Below are 17242 nucleotides of genomic sequence, written 5' to 3' on the forward strand. Positions count from 1 at the left end.
TTAAAATAAATCAATCCTTTTCTGTTCATGTGCGCTTTCGGCATTCGACTAAAGTCTGATAAAAATTTTCCAACCAGCATTCAATTTATGTAGCTCAGGTCCTCAACCGCTGAAGATAAAACAATAAATATGACTTTGTAGCGATATCTGTATAATCTGTTCACAACTCAAATCACATCACTATGAATTGAACAATATGACTCAACTGACTTGCTTTAAAGCCTACGATATTCGCGGCAAACTCGGTACTGAACTGAATGAAGAGATTGCTTATAACATTGGTCGTGCCTATGGGCAGATCTATCAACCGAAAACCGTGGTGATTGGTTGTGATATCCGTTTAAGTAGCGAAGGCTTAAAACAGGCCACAATTCGAGGCTTAAATGATGCAGGTATCAATGTGCTTGATTTGGGCATGACCGGCACAGAAGAAGTCTATTTCGCAGCTTTTCATTTGGATGTACAAGGCGGTATCGAAGTGACTGCCAGCCACAACCCAATGGATTACAACGGGATGAAACTGGTGCGTGAAAATGCACGTCCAATCAGTGCAGAAACAGGCTTAAAAGAAATTCAGGCACTGGCTGAAACAGGGCAATTTGTAGAGGTCGCACAAAAAGGTACGACCCAACCCTACAATATTTTGCCTGAGTTTATTGAACACCTACTCACCTATATTGATCCACAAAAAATTAAACCCCTTAAACTTGTGGTCAATGCGGGCAATGGCGCAGCAGGTCATGTGATTGACGCCATCGAACAAAAATTCCAGCAACTGAATATTCCAGTAGAATTTATTAAAATTCACCACGAAGCAGATGGTCGCTTCCCGAATGGTATTCCGAACCCAATTCTGATTGAAAACCGCGACAGCACTCGTAATGCTGTGCTGCAACATCAGGCGGATATGGGGATTGCTTGGGATGGCGACTTTGACCGTTGCTTCCTGTTTGATGAAAAAGGCCAATTTATCGAAGGTTATTACATCGTTGGTTTATTGGCACAGGCCTTCCTGATCAAACAATCAGGTGAAAAGATTGTGCATGATCCACGTCTGGTCTGGAATACCTTTGACATCGTCGATCAATACCAAGGCATCGCAGTGCAATCTAAATCTGGACATGCTTTTATTAAGGATGTCATGCGTGAGCACAATGCCGTGTACGGCGGGGAAATGAGCGCACATCACTATTTCCGTGACTTTGCCTATTGCGATAGCGGTATGATCCCTTGGTTACTCACCATTGCCCTGCTTTCGGAAACGGGTCAATCTCTTTCAACTTTAGTTGAAAACATGATTGCCAAATTCCCATGTAGCGGTGAAATCAATTTTAAAGTGGCGGATACACAAGCCACTGTACAAAAGATTTTTGATCATTATGCCGATCAGAATCCACAGGTTGATCGTACCGATGGTGTGAGCCTTGATTTTGGTGCATGGCGTTTAAATGTCCGTGCTTCGAATACCGAGCCTTTACTGCGTTTAAATATTGAAAGTCGTGCCGACCAAAACCCAGAACCGATGCAACATTATGTCGATGAATTAACGGTGTTAATTCAGGGTTAATTCAGCCCAATAAAAAAGGAGCCTATCGCTCCTTTTTTATTGCTGTTCTATTCAGTTAAAGCCGTTGGGATTCTGCTTCTGCCAGTTCCAACTGTCTGCCAACATATCTTCCAACGTATATTGAGGCTGCCAACCCAACTCTGTAATCGCACGGCTATTGTCTGCAAATGAAGTGGCGACATCACCTGCACGACGTGGTGCAAATTCAAATGCAACAGGTACAGCATTGATTTGCTCAAAGGTATTTTTAACTTCTAATACAGATGAACCATTGCCTGTCCCAATGTTCCAAGCACGACATCCTTGAGCAGATAAGCGATTATTTAAGGCACACAAATGCGCATTGGCCAAATCGACCACATGGATATAATCACGAACCCCTGTACCATCAACGGTGTCATAATCATTGCCATAAATTGCCAGCTTTTCACGACGACCAACTGCAACTTGTGTGACATAAGGCATTAAGTTATTTGGAATCCCCTGCGGATCTTCTCCAATCTGACCGCTTTTATGCGCACCGACAGGGTTAAAATAACGAAGTAAAGCAATCGACCAACGCGAGTCTGCCTGTGCCAGTTTTTGCAGCATTTGCTCGACAATCAGTTTGGTATAACCATAATTGTTATTTGGCATACCTGTTGGCATATCTTCATTTAACGGAGAACTATTGGCTTCATCATATACCGTTGCAGATGAACTAAATACCAAGTTAAATACGCCAGCGCGTTCCATCGCCTTGACCAATTGAGCACTGCCGGCAATGTTATTATCAAAATAAGTCAATGGAACCTGTTGGCTCTCACCGACAGCTTTGAGACCTGCAAAATGAATGACCGCATCAATAGAATAGGCCTGAAAGACCTGATCTAACGCATCCTGATTACGAATATCACCTTTTACAAAAACCAAGCTTTTATTGGCGAGTTTCTGTACACGACGTAAAGCTTCTTCAGAACTATTTGAAAGATTATCAAATACAACAACGTCATGACTTGCATTGAGTAGTTCTAAACAGGTATGTGAGCCAATATAACCCGCACCACCTGTGACTAAAATTTTAGCCATCTATTTTTCCTAACAATATTTTCAACAAACCTTGCGTCGATGTATCAAAAGCAGATAAATCATCTTGCTCACGGTTTAAAATCGGTAACAGTTGATTGGCAATCTCTTTACCTTTTTCAACCCCCCATTGATCAAAGGGATTAATATTCCACAATACCGACTGCACAAAAACTTTGTGTTCATACGTCGCAATCAGCATCCCTAAACTATAAGGATTCAGCTCTTTGAGTAAAATGGTTGAACTTGGCTGATTGCCTTCGTATTGCTTATAAGCAGGTAAATCTTCAAGTTCATCTGCTGCCAAAGCTTGATTACCAAAGGCCAATAATCGCGACTGCGCCAAACAATTCGATAAGGCCAGATGATGCTGTTCAACCAAAGCCTCTGCACTTTCAGCATAAGTAAATTGATTGGCATTATAACGCTTTACCGGTGCAATAAAGTCACAACTGACTGAATGCGTGCCTTGATGCAGCAACTGATAAAAGGCATGCTGAGCATTAGGTCCAACCTCCCCCCACACAATCGGGCAAGTGGCTGTATTCACCTTTTCGCCATTACGCTGGATCGATTTACCATTGGACTCCATTTCAAGCTGCTGCAAATAAGCGGCGAAATATTTGAGTCGGCCGTCATAGGGCAACACAGCATGGGTTTGGATTTCAAGGAAATTATTATTCCATGCCCCTAACAATCCCATCAATACCGGAATATTCTGCTGAAATGGTGCTGTTTGAAAATGTTGATCAATCTCGTGCGCGCCCGCTAACAACTGCTTAAAACCATCAACTCCAATCGTCAGCGCAATCGGCAGACCAATACAAGACCAAAGTGAATAACGACCACCGACCCAGTCCCATAGCAACAGCTGCTTATCAGCGGCAATGCCCCATTCCGTCATTTTTTCAGGTTTGGTCGAGACCCCAATAAAATGATTCTGCAGAATTTTTTCATTCTGTCCAAGCGACTTTTCTAACCATTGACGCACAGTTTGTGCATTCGACAAGGTATCAATGGTGCCAAATGACTTCGAGGAAATAATAAATAATGTCGTTTCTGGGCGCAACTGATGTAGCAGGTCAGACAGTTGACTACCATCCATGGTCGAGACAAAGTGCACATCTAAAGGCTTTGTACTCGTCACCTTAAAATCAGACAATGCATGTGTCACCATTAAAGGGCCTAAATCAGAGCCTCCGACACCAATATTGACCACATCCTGAATGACTTCACCTGTTGCGCCACGATATTGTCCAGCATGGATTTTATCCACCAAAGCATACATCCGCTCCAGCTGTTGCTGTACCTGTTGATTCTCCTGAGGAAAATCTGGACTCGATTGCGGCAAGCGTAGAGCCCAATGCATTGCGGCACGATGCTCGGTATAATTAATTTGTTCCGAAGAAAATAATGTCTTAATCCATTGTTTTAAATCTTGTGCCTGAGCTAAGTCGACCAAGCCATTTAAAATATTTTGATCAATACGATGTTTACTAAAATCTAGAACAATTTGATCATGTTCAACTGAGAACCGTTTAAAGCGTGAGGGATCTGCTGCAAATAATTCTTTGAGATGAACCTCTTTAATTTGCTTTTGCAAAGATGATAAATGCTCAAGCACTGACGCTGGTGCCTTAACGGCAAAAGGCTGAATTTGCTTGATCATCATTAACGCCCCACGCCCATATATGCGAAACCTTGTAATTTAACATAGTCTGGATCATAAATATTGCGACCATCCAATATCAAAGGATGTGCCATCAGTTGTTCGAGCTGTTTAAAGTCCGGACTCCAGTATTGTTTCCATGCGGTTAAAACACATAGACCGTGCACATTTTTCACCGCATCATACTGATCATCACAGAGGACTAAATCGTCACGCTGCCCATACATCTGTTTAATTTCATCCAAAGCCTGCGGATCATGTAGATGAACCGTCACCCCTTGCGCCCATAGTGCCGCAAGCATTTGGTGAATGGGTGATTGCTGAATACTTGAGGTATTTTCTTTAAAAGAAGCCCCCCAAATTGCAACGGACTTACCCTTTAAATCACCATGATAATAGTTCCAAAACTTACGGAACAGGATTTCTTTTTGTTGCTCATTGATGTCCCATACTTGTGCAAGCAATTGGCTTTTAACGCCTGTATTTGCAACTGTATTAGAGAGTGTCAAAATATCATGAGAAAAATTTTCACCGCCAAAACCAGCACCAGGGGCTAAGTAAGCTGAACCAATACGGTTATCCGCCGCCATACCCTGACGGACTGAAGCAATATCAATCCCGAGTTTCTCAGCAACCACGGCCAAGTCATTAATATAGCTAATTCTTGTCGCCAACATGCCTGAAATACTGAGCTTCGTAAATTCAGCATCCAAAATTGGCATAAACAGATACTGCTGTGTCAAAGGAAAAAGAGGCCTTAGCAATTCTTTTACTTTACTCTGAACGTCAACTTGCGTGCACCCTACAATCATTTGTTTTGCTTGAGTTAAACTCTGTAAAGCATTTCCTTCTTGAATCGTATCTGGTAAATAAACCCAGTCATCTTCGGAAAGGATTTGTTTAAAGTGATCAGTCCCCTGCAAACCAAAGGTTGAAGCATTAATCATCAGTTTTGGATGAATAATCGGGCGCTGTTTTAACGACTGTAGCAGTTGAAAAACTTGTTGTTCTTGTGTTTGATTAAAACTAAATAAATAGGCATCTATATCTAAAGGGATAGCATCCAAATCACGATAACTGAGAAAACCACTGTTTAACTGTTGTTCCAGTAAACGGCTAACATTTTCATCATGAAATGAGTACTGCTGATCAGCGGAATTATCATTGAGATGTGAGCACCAATACACAAAGTGCCCAGATTCAGACAATAATGCAGACATCACGCCTGCATATAATGTATTGCCAAAGATTGCAACTTTCATAACCACATGCCCTAAACTACAGGGCCAATTCTTGAATTAAGCCCTTAAAATCTGCGCCCAATTTGGGATGCTCAATACCATAGTGTAATACAGCTTTTAGGTATCCAAGCTTACTACCACAATCGAAAGTCTGCCCTTTCATGCGATACGCTTCAACAGCTTCTGCTTGCTGTAATGCTGCAATGGCATCAGTGAGCTGAATTTCATTTCCAGCTCCGCGTGGGGTATTTTCTAAAAGCGCCATAATCTGTGCTGGTAAAATATAACGACCAACCACAGATAAGTTCGAAGGTGCTGTACCCACCGCAGGTTTTTCAACGATTCCCTGCATCACAACGCTTTCACCTTCATTCGGTGAAACCGCGACATCCACAATACCATATTGATCAACCAAATGATCAGGTACTGCTTCAACCATAATCTGTGCTGCTTGAGATGTCTCAAAGCGCTGGATCATCAGAGACAAATCATTTTCAGAGACTTGATTCTTGACTAAAACGTCAGGTAATAATACGGCAAAGGCTTCATTACCCACGATATCTTTTGCACAAAGTACAGCATGCCCAAGGCCTAAAGGCTGCGGCTGACGCACGCTCACAACGCTGACATGCTTCGGTAAAATATCAGTAATTTCTTTGAGTAGATCAAATTTCTTTTTTTGTTCTAAAGTTGTTTCTAACTCGAAATTACGATCAAAATAATTCTCAATCGAGGCTTTAGAGGAATGTGTGACCAAAATAATTTGTTCAATCCCAGCATCAACTGCTTCACGTACCACATATTCAATGGCTGGACGATCAACAACAGTCACCATTTCCTTTGGAATAGATTTGCTTGCTGGTAAGAATCGTGTACCTAAACCTGCGACAGGTAAAATTGCTTTCTTGATCATTACATTACTACTTCATTGATTTAGATAGATCTTCAAGAGTTAATTTTATCTTGTTCTTGTAAATTATTCCCCTTAAATAAAGAGGGACCAACATGTCCAGGCGCATTAATTCCTTCACGTTTCAACATAACGCCTAATGTTTTCCACATGATTTTAAAATCAACGAAGGTATTATGATGATCGACATACCAAACATCACATTTAAAGCGGTCTTCATAATCTAATTCATTACGCCCACTCACTTGTGCTAAGCCGGTCATCCCAGGTTTTACATCCAAACGACGCGCTTGCTCAGGTGAATAAAGTTCAACAAATTCTTTTAACATTGGCCGAGGCCCAACGACGCTCATATCGCCTTTTAGCACATTAAATAGCTGTGGCATTTCATCCAAGCTTGTAGAGCGTAATTTTTGTCCAAATGGTGTAATCCGCTGCTCATCAGGTAAAGCGTTACCTTCGGAATCTGTAGCATCTTTCATCGAGCGGAACTTAATCATTTTAAATAGCTTACCGTCTTTACCAGGGCGTTCCTGATAAAAAAAGATAGGAGCGCCTAAGTTCTTCCTGACCTTGTAAGCAACGAGAATAAATATTGGAGAAAGTAATAAAATTGCTACAGATGCAACAACTATATCAACAAGCCTTTTCATTGTTTGAAACCCATATATCAAAATAATTTAGACTTTCTTCCTAAGAAAATTATTATAAATTTTCCCCAACATCGTGGATGGTAGTAGTCGAAACACTGACCGTAACAAAAAAACTATATTAGCATGAATTGGATCTTGTAACTTCAACTCTTTTTTTAAATCCAACAACTTTTTTTCACTTTTAATATATTCCAAGCCTTTACGTCGAGCATGCATTCCATTATCAATACGTGCGTACACTAAAACATCTGGTAAATTTCTAATTTCATAGCCTTTAGCGATTAGTCTAAGAAAAAGATTATAGTCCTCCATCCATAAATGATGCTGATACCCACCAACAGATAAAACAGCTAGTTTACGATAAGCAATCGTCATATTATTAAATGGACTTTGCTTTATTGCATAAGACTTTAATTCATCATGCGACAATGGAACTTTACGCATACCTGTTGGATTTTTAATACTATCAATAAATTCAAAAATTTGCCCCCCAACAATAGAAACATCTGGATGACGCACCAAAAAATCTATCTGTTTTTCAAAACGCTCTGGAACACAGATATCATCTGTATCAACAATACATACGATATCAAAAGTACACTCTTGTAAACCAATATTCTTGGCTCTACCTGTACCAACATTTTCAGTAAGTTTCTTAGTGCGTAAAATTGGACCTAATTTATCTTTCCATTCCGAAATAACACAATTCAGCTCTGGGGTCAAGGGACCGTCTTCAACTAAGATAACTTCGGTTGGCTTTAATATCTGTTTATCCCAAATACTCTCCATACACATATTAAAGTGCTCAGAGTTTTCTTTGTAATAAATAGAGATTAATACTGAAAACATTTCAATTATCCTTTCAGAACTCTTTCAACCCAAATATTGATAATTTGCTCGACCTGATATTTCCGAGCATTCAACAATGAGTTTTTTGAGAATTGGGTCAGTAAATCTGGTGAGGATGCTAACTCTAACATCGCTTTTGCCAATCCTGGAATATCTTGGGTTTTAATCAACAAACCATTCTGACCATTTTGTATCACATCACTCGGTCCATTAGGACAATCATACGATACTATTGGCAAACCAAAACTTTGGGCTTCAATTAAAACCATTGGTAAACCTTCATATTTTGAAGACATTACAAAAAAGCTAGACTCTTCATAAACAGATTTCACATCAGATGTAACACCTTTCAAAGTCACATTTTGAAGAACATTTTTATCTATATACTCTTGTAGCATTCCGAACTGTTCTCCCTCACCATAAATATGAAGTTTCCAGTTTGGAATTGAAGTATAAATTTTTTCCCAAGCCCTTAATAAATGAATATAGTTTTTTTGGTCTGTTAAGCGACCAATAGTTACAATTTTTTGATTATGCTTATTGATTGTTAAAGCTATAGGGAAAGGCGAAAAATTAGGAATAACAAGAACATTTTTATGAAACGAGTCAAACTGCGTTTTATCATTTTGAGTTAATGTAATAATTTTATTAAACTTAGATGCACGAAATTTATATAAAAATTGCACCCACTTTGCACGACTTAAAAAAGCAACGTGTTCTAAAGATACGAGTTGACAATTACTTGGAATACTCAAAAAACTACTCAATAAGGACAACTTACCCATATTATGTACGACAATAATATCTGGTTTAGCTGTATTAATATAATTATTCGTCTGCTTATAAAAGCTTAAATAATTTCCAGCAAAATCTTTAACAACCACTTTATCATCTAAAGGATATGCCACCAGTGTCTCAGTTGTATCTCTATTAAGAATAGTAACTTTATAATCTAGATTTACAAAAGAATTTGCTAACTGACATACTACTCGCTCTGTGCCAGACTTATAACGAAGTGAACTAACAATAAAAACTAAATTAATCAAATTTTACTCCAAGGGGATAAAATAATAATCTTGAAGAAATAGGCCTGCTTGATAAACCCATGTCACATAAAAAATAATAATAAAATAAAGAGTTAAAAACAAATAAAAAGGTGCTTTTTTCAATCGTTGTGAAAGTAAATATGGAATTAGAAATATTTCTATAAATAAAAAGACGTTTGACAACCTACCACTTAAAATTCCAAAATCAAAAAAAGCAATACGCAATGTTAAACCAACAGTAAAAATAAAAACCATAAACACATAAAACTTATTTAATAATATTTTCTTATTTGTCAAACATAAAATTAAAACAAACTCTAAATAAAATTTAATATTAGCTAGTGAAAAAAAACCAACCTCCTCAGCATAATCAGAATTTGAGTAAGATACTAAACGATCAAAAAAACTTGAAGCTAAAGGCAACATTACTGTTCTAGCCAATATAAAAACAAAAAATAAAATACCAAAAAGAACAGAATAAAATCGAAGTCTCGAATAGCTTAAAGGATATTTTCTATCCAAGAGTAAATAACATAAAAAAATTAAAATATAAGAAAAAGTGATCTGATGAAATAAAATTGCAATAATAAAAAAAACTATAGACCATTTTTTTTTGTTAGATAAATACAGCAGACTAGCTAAAACAACAGCAGGGACAGCAAGTCCCTGTCTAATCTGCATAAATTGCTGCATCAAGAAAAAACCTGAAGGAATATAAAAAGCCATTACATACGCATAGTTCAACCTAATAATATGACTTGCCTTATATATAAAAGAGAAAGTTAAAAAAGAAAATATAGAAAATAAAACTAAAGAGCTGTCTGAAAATATAGAAATAACTTTAGAATACAATCCCCAACCTAATTCAACCCCACTTAATAAATAAAAGTTATAATAGCTAGTAAGATCGTAACTATCTATATTTTTAAATATTGAGTAATAAGTATAAGTATCATTCGTATTCCCTCGACCACCCACTATTAATGAGCATAAGAAAGCAAAAAAAAGAAAGAATAAAAATTTTCTTTTTACCAATAATTTCATTTTAGTTTACTCCTAATTTTTGACAAAGAGTTTCTAAAACCTATAAAAAAATCCATAAAAACAAAAAAATTATTTCTCAGAAGAAAGAACAAAACCCTTTTATAAATATTTAATTTATGTTCAATCTTCGCAAACGACAAATCATCATTATACAACTCTATATAATTCCCTCTGGTTTTCCTAGAAGAATAAGTCAATACATCAGATTTAATAATACACTTTCTATAAAAAAAAGCCTCTTTTATGTTTTCATTTATATTTTTATTCGAAAAAAAATCATCTAAAAAATTCACACCCATTATCATCTCAGATAGTTTTCTTTCAGAAAAATTCGTAGTATAAGAATTACTATTATACTTAACATAATGCAAATATGCTTTAGGAATATAAGCTATATTATTAGAAAAATAGACAGCTTGAATACAAATCAGCAAATCTTCAGAAATATTCACATTTTCCAATATCAAAACTTTCTTTAAAATATCTATATTAAACAACTTATTACACAGTGAACCATGCAACTCATTATCTAAGAGCTGAGATATAACATTTAACTTATCACCAATAGGTTTCTGTTTAACCTGTTTAATACTATTTTTAGTATTAATATAATAATCTGAAAATACTATATCTAAGGAATTAATATTGGCAAAAGACAACATAGACTCTAGAGCATCCAGCTCTAAAAAATCATCACTATCTAATGAAGCTACATATTTTCCTTCTGCTATATTTAAGGCATATTTTCGTACATAAGAAATTCCCTGATTTTTATCAAAAGAGACTATTTTAGTATCTTTTTCTCTATCAGGATATTGTTGTAATATTTGCTTGGCTATTCTTAATGATTCATCTGGAGAGCAATCATCAATAATTATTATTTGGAATTGATCCAAAGTTTGATTACATACCGACAATAGACACTTTTCAATAAAATTTTCAGTTTTATAAACTGGAATAATTAAACTAACTTGATATTTCATAGCTTATTTTTAGACTTTAGATACATAAGTGGATAAAATAATTTAGTAAAAACCAATAGCATAATTATTTTTTGCTTAAAAGAAAAACTTATAATGCTTAAAGACTTTAAGTCCAAAAACCCTGCTTCTTTAAACTCCATATAATACCTCTTCTTATCAGAAAAAGATAAAGTAGAATTCATTAAGTTTATCAGAGCAATTATCTTAATACGGATAATATGTTTTAAAATGGCAGCTTGATAGATATTATTGCCTTTAAAAGATTCTTTTAAATTATTAATAATTTTAATCATACTAGTATGATGAAAGGTATAATAAGCCTCATCCCTGCGCCTACTTAAACTTCCATCCTTCACGATATAATTATAACAAACAATACCTAAATGACTTATCCTACGACAATATTGATATAATCTCAGTACAAAATCATAGTCCTCACTTAGAACACCCTTTAAAAAAAACACATTATTATCTATTAATAGCTTTCTTTTTACAATAAACACACAAGCAGAATATTCAACATCATATTTACTAACATATGTTAAACCATCCACAATAACATTTACAGGCTTATTTAACATATTAGAATCTTTAGAGTAGGAATTAAATACATCTCGCATACCTAAACTCAACAAGTCCAGATTATCACGCTGCAGCGTATTAAGGACATGCATCAATGTATCTTTTTCCATTAAATCATCAGAATCAAAGAACCAAATATAGTTTCCACTTGCCTGTTTTAAACCATAGTTTCTTGCATCGCTTAACCCACCATTTTCTTTATTAATTACAATTATATCTATGTTTGGATTTCTTTCTTTAAATTCATTGACGCTATTTTCTGTATTATCACTAGAACCATCATTGACCACTATTATTTCAAAACATTGCCAATCGACATCATTTTGCATTAGAATTGATTCTAATGTTTTTTCTATATATTTTTCAGAATTATAGGCCGGCATTACTATCGATAGGGTTTTTACTATTTGCACAACATCCACCTTCCAAAGCAACCCAAATTTCGACACAGCAAAAGCTATTAAAATTATAAACAAACCAACAGCATCAGTCAAGAATTTTCAACTTAATATTTCCGATAAATTAAAGGAGAAAAAATCATTTTGTGCATTTTAAAAATTATTCCATTTTTATAAAAGTAATTTAGAACCGTACTCGCTATTACCTCAGAAATTAACATTGCTAGCATTGCACCCATCAACCCCCAATAATACACAAATATGATAGTCAAAATTATATTAAGTGCCATTGAATACAATGTTTTCTTTTTAAGATAATCATATGCATTAAACTTTAAAAGATATCGTTCAGCAATTGTTGACAATCCAGAAAACATCGTTAATACAACCGCTAGTATTAAAATTTCGTTACTTACTAAAAACTCTTTTCCATATAAAAAATTAACTACTTTCCCACCAAACAGACCAAAGAAAGATATAAAAAAAGTTGATATACAAATTATAATTACACTTAAAAAAGCAACCATTTTTTGAGTTTTTTCTAAATTAACTTCTTGATAAATTTTAGTAAAATATGAAGAAATCACTGCTAGTAAAACGAAATAAAAACTTCCACCAAGTGTCATTACCACCGTAAAAAGACCTAGCTCATACTGCGACTTTATTCCTAAAGCTAATTGAGAACTCCTAGAAAAAAAAGCAACTGATAATGAAAATAAAAATAACTTTCCCCCAACAGACAACATAAACCGCCTATATTTTTTTAATCGTTCATTGTTTATCTCTTTTTTTATAACCCTCCTTCTATTAAAAATAAATTTTCTCAACAAAAATGGAAGCAGTGTAATTATAACAATTGGGACACACAATAACTCAATCGCTAATTGAAATTTAGCTATAAAATATCTAATCAACAAAGATGTGATCAGCGCCAAAATATTACAAAATGCATTTATTTTGGATTCTAATATTGCATTAAAATAGATACTATAGACATCATGAACTGCAAAATATACTGCTAAACTTGTAGCCAATGAGAAAATAAAAGTTAATGAATCTGTCGCTATATATATATATATTAAAGTAATCAATGACAGAGTAATATATATAAAATCTCGTGTTAGCTTTGTCGCACTAATAATATATTCACCAAACTTTCTATCTTTTGCAGTTTTTTGAAAAATTATATTTTCCGAACCAAACATTGCTACAATTTGTATGGTGGCAAAAACTGAACTAGCTAAAGTTAATTTCCCAAAGTTTTCAGGACCTATATATTTCGCTACAAATGATGTAACAAATATCAGTCCAAAAATTGATACTAGCTTTTCTGACATCATCCAAATTGAGTTCGTAAATATTCTATTTTTGAACTTATTAATCATTAATTTCAGAAATTGCATTTTTCAACTCTATTAAACCACTGTAGCACTGTATTTATTGCAAATATCAAATCTATTAAACCGACAGCATCAACTTAATCACTTCTGCCCCTCTCCGCTTTTTGAATTGATGTTTTATTAATCTTTCAATTGTTATCAATCTCACGATATAATTACCATCATAAATATTTTTCACTTCAATATTTAACAACATTTTATTGCCAATACATTGAAGTTTTTTACTCTTTACATGATCTAAACTATCGGGATCATGCTTAAAAATTAATTTTACAATAATCATCAACATCATGCAAAAAACAAAATCATTTCAATATCATAAGTTTGATACATTGTAGTGATAACAAATCTTCATGAGTCTATCTAGAGGATATACTCTCGTTATTATACGGAATATAACAACCCTTAAAAAGCTCATTTTTTAACTATATGCTCTAATATTTAAAAAAAACTATATCTCGTTTTAATTATAGTCTACAATTCCGCAAGAATCTGATTCAAAATTACAAACGAAGGGTTAAGCTGTGAAGTTTAAGAGCGCCTCATTTTTATTATCTACATGCATTTTAAGTCTTTCAGGATGCGCTGTTACCTCAGGACTTCAAACTTATGATATCCCTGAGAAAGGCCACTATAAGACAGAACAAGGAGCTGAGGTTTCTGTAGTTCAATTAACTCAAGCAAACCTTCAAATGCCCCTTTACACGGAAAATTCAGATAGCTCAGATTTAGCGTCTTTATTTCACTCTCAATCTACTCCATACCGTTTAAGTTCGGGAGATGTACTTTCAATCCAACTGTGGGCCTACCCAGAAATCACACCACCAACTCTTCAAGATTCAAATAACATTCAGGCATCTGGGTACTCGATTGATAGCAATGGAAATCTATATTTACCACTCATTGGTAAAGTGCATGCGGCCGGTCAAACTGTTCTTGAACTCAATAAAAATTTAAGAAATTCTTTTGCTCATTATCTTAAAACACCAGATGTTATTGTTAGAGTATTATCGTATGAGGGCAATCGTTACTTTGTAAACGGGCAAGTCATGAAAAGTGGGCAATATACGCTAAAAGATCAACCGATCAGCTTATACACGGCACTCAGTATGGCTGGTGGAGTTAACCCCGAAACAGGTGACAATACAGCAATTCAACTTATTCGGCAGGGTATCTCTTATAACTTAAATCTAGTTGATTTAGAGAAAAAAGGCTTTTCACTCCATAAATTATTGATACGACCAAATGATACCATTTTCGTTAATACCAAACAAAACCAAAAGCTGTATGTAATGGGAGAGTCAAGTAAAAGTCAGGCTTTGCCTTTACGTGACCAAGGAATGACTTTAAGTGATGTTCTTGGTGAAAGTGAAGGGATTAACCCATACTCGGCTAGTGCGGCACGTATTTATATACTACGTACTAATTTAGCTGATCGGCATTCAACTCTTTATCACTTAAATTTAAGCAGTTTAGGTAATCTTGCTTTAGCCAATCAATTTAAAATGCAAAGAAATGATATTGTTTATATTGATGCGACAGGCTTAACCCGTTGGCAACGTATGGTCAACCAAATTATACCATTCTCAAATGCACTTTATAGTTTTGATCAATTAGGTAAGTGAATATAAACCTGCCAATTTAGCTATTTAAATAGCACAGGCACCAGACTGTTACTTTAAAATTTTAGATAGTTGTTTCCTTATGAATCAAAATACACAAATGACTGATGATACAATTGACCTTAGAGAACTATTTTATACTCTTATTGTCCAATGGAAACTTATCATTTTTTGTACTGTACTTGCTATCGTCTGTGCAGGGGTTTACCTTAAACTTGCAAAAAAAACTTATTCTGTTGATGCAAAAATTCAAATAGTTGATAATAAACAGAGTAGCTTAGCAAATTTAAGTCCACAATTAGCCTCTTTGGGTAGCTTCGCTGGTATTAATCTTGGTGGTGGTCAGCAATCGATTCAAACTGAAATTGAAGTTTTACAGTCTCGTTCAATTTTGGGAAAGGCGATTCAGGATCTGAATCTTGATCTCCAAATTCAACCAGACCAATCTTTTTTTCAAAATCTTTTTAATCCAAACAATTTTTATACTAATTATTTAGTTGATCAAATAAAAGTTAAAAACCATAAAGCAGAGTTTTCAATTCATAAATTTGATGTTCCAGCACAATATTTAGATCAAAATCTGATTTTGGCTTTCTCTGGGCAAAATTTTAGCCTGATTTCTGTAAAAACAGGTTTAGAAGTATTTCAAGGCACCTTAAATCAACGAACAGCCTCTACCCCCTTAGGCTTAACTTGGAACATTAATATTTCAAGTAAGCAACCTATTAAAGGGCAATACATTGTACAAAAGCAATCAACACTTACAGCAGTTAAAGCCATTTTACAAAACTTAAAGGCCGTTGAGCTTACAAAGCAAACAGGAATTATCACAATCAATTATGATGGGACAGACAAAGCCCACATCATGAAAGTGTTAAATCACATTATAGAAACTTACCAAGAACAAAATCTGGCGACAAAGTCTGCAGAAAAAGAAAAATCTTTAAACTTTTTAAATCATCAATTACCAAAGCTGAAGCAAGAGTTGGAAGAAACAGAAAAAAAATTTAATACTTTCCGTGAAACACATGGCACTATTGATATTCAACAAGAAGCTGGGCTTTATTTAAAACAAAGTGTTGAGCTTGAAACACAAAAAGTTCAGTTGGAACAAAAAAAGGCTGAGTTGGCGGCACAATACACTGCACAACACCCAATGATGCAAGAAATTAATGCCCAAATTAGTGTATTTAATAAAAAAATTAATGAGTTAAATGGTGCATTAAAAAAACTACCAAATACACAAAGCCAATATTTACAATATTATCGAGATGTACAAGTACAGACTCAACTATATACTAACCTATTAGGAACGTACCAGTCTTTAAGCTTATCGAAAGCTGGTGAAACGGGAACTTTACGGGTATTAGATTATCCCGTAGAACCAACCAAACCAATTAAACCTCTTAAATTAATTATCTTAATTCTTTCAATTTTGGTTGGAGGATTTATAGGTGTACTTATTGCTCTAATGCGTAATATGTTACAAACAGGCGTACGTCATCGCGGTGAAATTGAACAGGCTGTCGGAATTAACACTTATGTTGAATTGCCTAAAGCGAAACATAAAACTGCTCCTGAGTTACGCGCACTCAAGACATTTATCCCGACTTTACGTTTTAAGTTACAGCAAAAACAGCATAATGTTGCACTCATAACAAGTGTAACGCCTGATCAAAATCAAGGTATCATTGCTCAACATTTGGCACTTTATCTCAGTCAAGCTGGACAAAAAGTCTTAGTCATTGACAGTGATCTTTATCGTGGTCAACTCGATCAACTTTTCAATAGCACTGCAAAGGTAGGCTTATCTGAATATTTACACGGACAAGCCAACCTAGATCAAATTATCGTGAATACAACTTATCCGAATTTGAGTCTAATTGGCCGTGGACAAAGCAATGATGAGGCTTCTATTAGTTCACATCAATCAATTTTTGCACAGTTAATGCAACAGATCAGTAATCAATATGACTACATCTTGATCAGTTCAGCACCCGTACTTGCAACCTCGGATAGTTTAAACCTTGCTCAATTTACAGGTTTTAATCTGTGTTTAGTGCAATATGGTCAGACACAACTGAAAGATATTGAACTCGCAAAATCTTATTTTGTGAATGCTGGGCTTGAGATTGATGGTCTTATTCTCGATCAGATCCCGAGCTATCAAATTACTCAGTATCAATATCAGACCAGCAAATAATTGCTCTAAT

14 protein-coding genes are annotated in these 17242 nt (G+C 35.1%); 3 read left to right on the plus strand and 11 right to left on the minus strand.

Annotated features, from left to right (window positions below; all coding sequences use genetic code 11):
- The first annotated feature begins 196 nt into the window (after positions 1–196).
- Entirely contained in the window at positions 197–1567 is a 1371-nt protein-coding gene (locus F902_RS02915) for a phosphohexomutase domain-containing protein (RefSeq protein WP_005200890.1), read from the plus strand.
- Between the two features lie 51 nt (positions 1568–1618).
- Here the strand turns inward: F902_RS02915 and galE are convergent, their stop codons facing one another.
- The 11 genes from galE to F902_RS02970 are packed head-to-tail and all read right to left on the minus strand — an operon-like array spanning position 1619 to position 13410.
- Positions 1619–2635, minus strand: coding sequence for a UDP-glucose 4-epimerase GalE (galE, locus tag F902_RS02920; protein ID WP_005200895.1), 1017 nt, complete (start codon positions 2633–2635; stop codon positions 1619–1621).
- Positions 2628–4304 carry a glucose-6-phosphate isomerase gene (gene pgi / locus F902_RS02925; protein ID WP_005200896.1) on the minus strand — a complete coding sequence of 559 codons (1677 nt, stop codon included), beginning with the start codon at positions 4302–4304 and terminating at the stop codon, positions 2628–2630. The genes galE and pgi overlap by 8 nt, the downstream gene beginning before the upstream one ends.
- Complete coding sequence (locus F902_RS02930; RefSeq protein WP_005200898.1) at positions 4304–5563, minus strand: nucleotide sugar dehydrogenase; 1260 nt, start codon at positions 5561–5563, stop codon at positions 4304–4306. The genes pgi and F902_RS02930 overlap by 1 nt, the downstream gene beginning before the upstream one ends.
- 16 nt (positions 5564–5579) lie before the next feature.
- The gene (gene galU / locus F902_RS02935) at positions 5580–6455 is read right to left on the minus strand and encodes a UTP--glucose-1-phosphate uridylyltransferase GalU (protein ID WP_005200900.1); all 876 of its coding nucleotides are present in this window, start codon (positions 6453–6455) and stop codon (positions 5580–5582) included.
- A 32-nt stretch (positions 6456–6487) separates the two neighbouring features.
- Positions 6488–7105, minus strand: a complete 618-nt coding sequence (locus F902_RS02940) for a sugar transferase (protein ID WP_004801805.1) — start codon at positions 7103–7105, stop codon at positions 6488–6490.
- A 27-nt stretch (positions 7106–7132) separates the two neighbouring features.
- Positions 7133–7954, minus strand: coding sequence for a glycosyltransferase (locus tag F902_RS02945; RefSeq protein ID WP_005200902.1), 822 nt, complete (start codon positions 7952–7954; stop codon positions 7133–7135).
- 5 nt (positions 7955–7959) lie between these two features.
- Positions 7960–8997, minus strand: a complete 1038-nt coding sequence (locus tag F902_RS02950; RefSeq protein ID WP_026057478.1) for a glycosyltransferase family 4 protein — start codon at positions 8995–8997, stop codon at positions 7960–7962.
- Positions 8998–9003: 6 nt separating this feature from the next.
- Positions 9004–10044 carry an EpsG family protein gene (locus F902_RS02955; RefSeq protein WP_005200905.1) on the minus strand — a complete coding sequence of 347 codons (1041 nt, stop codon included), beginning with the start codon at positions 10042–10044 and terminating at the stop codon, positions 9004–9006.
- Positions 10041–11027 (minus strand): glycosyltransferase family 2 protein, encoded by a 987-nt coding sequence (locus tag F902_RS02960; RefSeq protein ID WP_005200907.1) that lies wholly within the window; start codon positions 11025–11027, stop codon positions 10041–10043. Before F902_RS02960 ends, F902_RS02955 begins: the two co-directional genes overlap by 4 nt.
- Positions 11024–12103, minus strand: a complete 1080-nt coding sequence (locus F902_RS02965) for a glycosyltransferase family 2 protein (RefSeq protein WP_017401974.1) — start codon at positions 12101–12103, stop codon at positions 11024–11026. Before F902_RS02965 ends, F902_RS02960 begins: the two co-directional genes overlap by 4 nt.
- 11 nt (positions 12104–12114) lie before the next feature.
- Positions 12115–13410: an MATE family efflux transporter gene (locus F902_RS02970; protein ID WP_005200912.1), complete on the minus strand. Its 1296-nt coding sequence runs from the start codon at positions 13408–13410 to the stop codon at positions 12115–12117.
- A gap of 521 nt (positions 13411–13931) precedes the next feature.
- Between F902_RS02970 and F902_RS02980 the strand changes: the two genes are divergently transcribed.
- Both F902_RS02980 and F902_RS02985 read left to right on the plus strand, forming a co-directional pair.
- Positions 13932–15032, plus strand: coding sequence for a polysaccharide biosynthesis/export family protein (locus F902_RS02980; protein ID WP_005200915.1), 1101 nt, complete (start codon positions 13932–13934; stop codon positions 15030–15032).
- A 79-nt stretch (positions 15033–15111) separates the two neighbouring features.
- On the plus strand, positions 15112–17232 hold the full coding sequence (locus tag F902_RS02985; RefSeq protein ID WP_005200917.1) for a GNVR domain-containing protein: 2121 nt from the start codon (positions 15112–15114) through the stop codon (positions 17230–17232).
- Positions 17233–17242 lie beyond the last annotated feature (10 nt).

Source organism: Acinetobacter higginsii (genome assembly GCF_000369525.1).
GTDB classification, from domain to species: Bacteria; Pseudomonadota; Gammaproteobacteria; order Pseudomonadales; family Moraxellaceae; genus Acinetobacter; species Acinetobacter higginsii.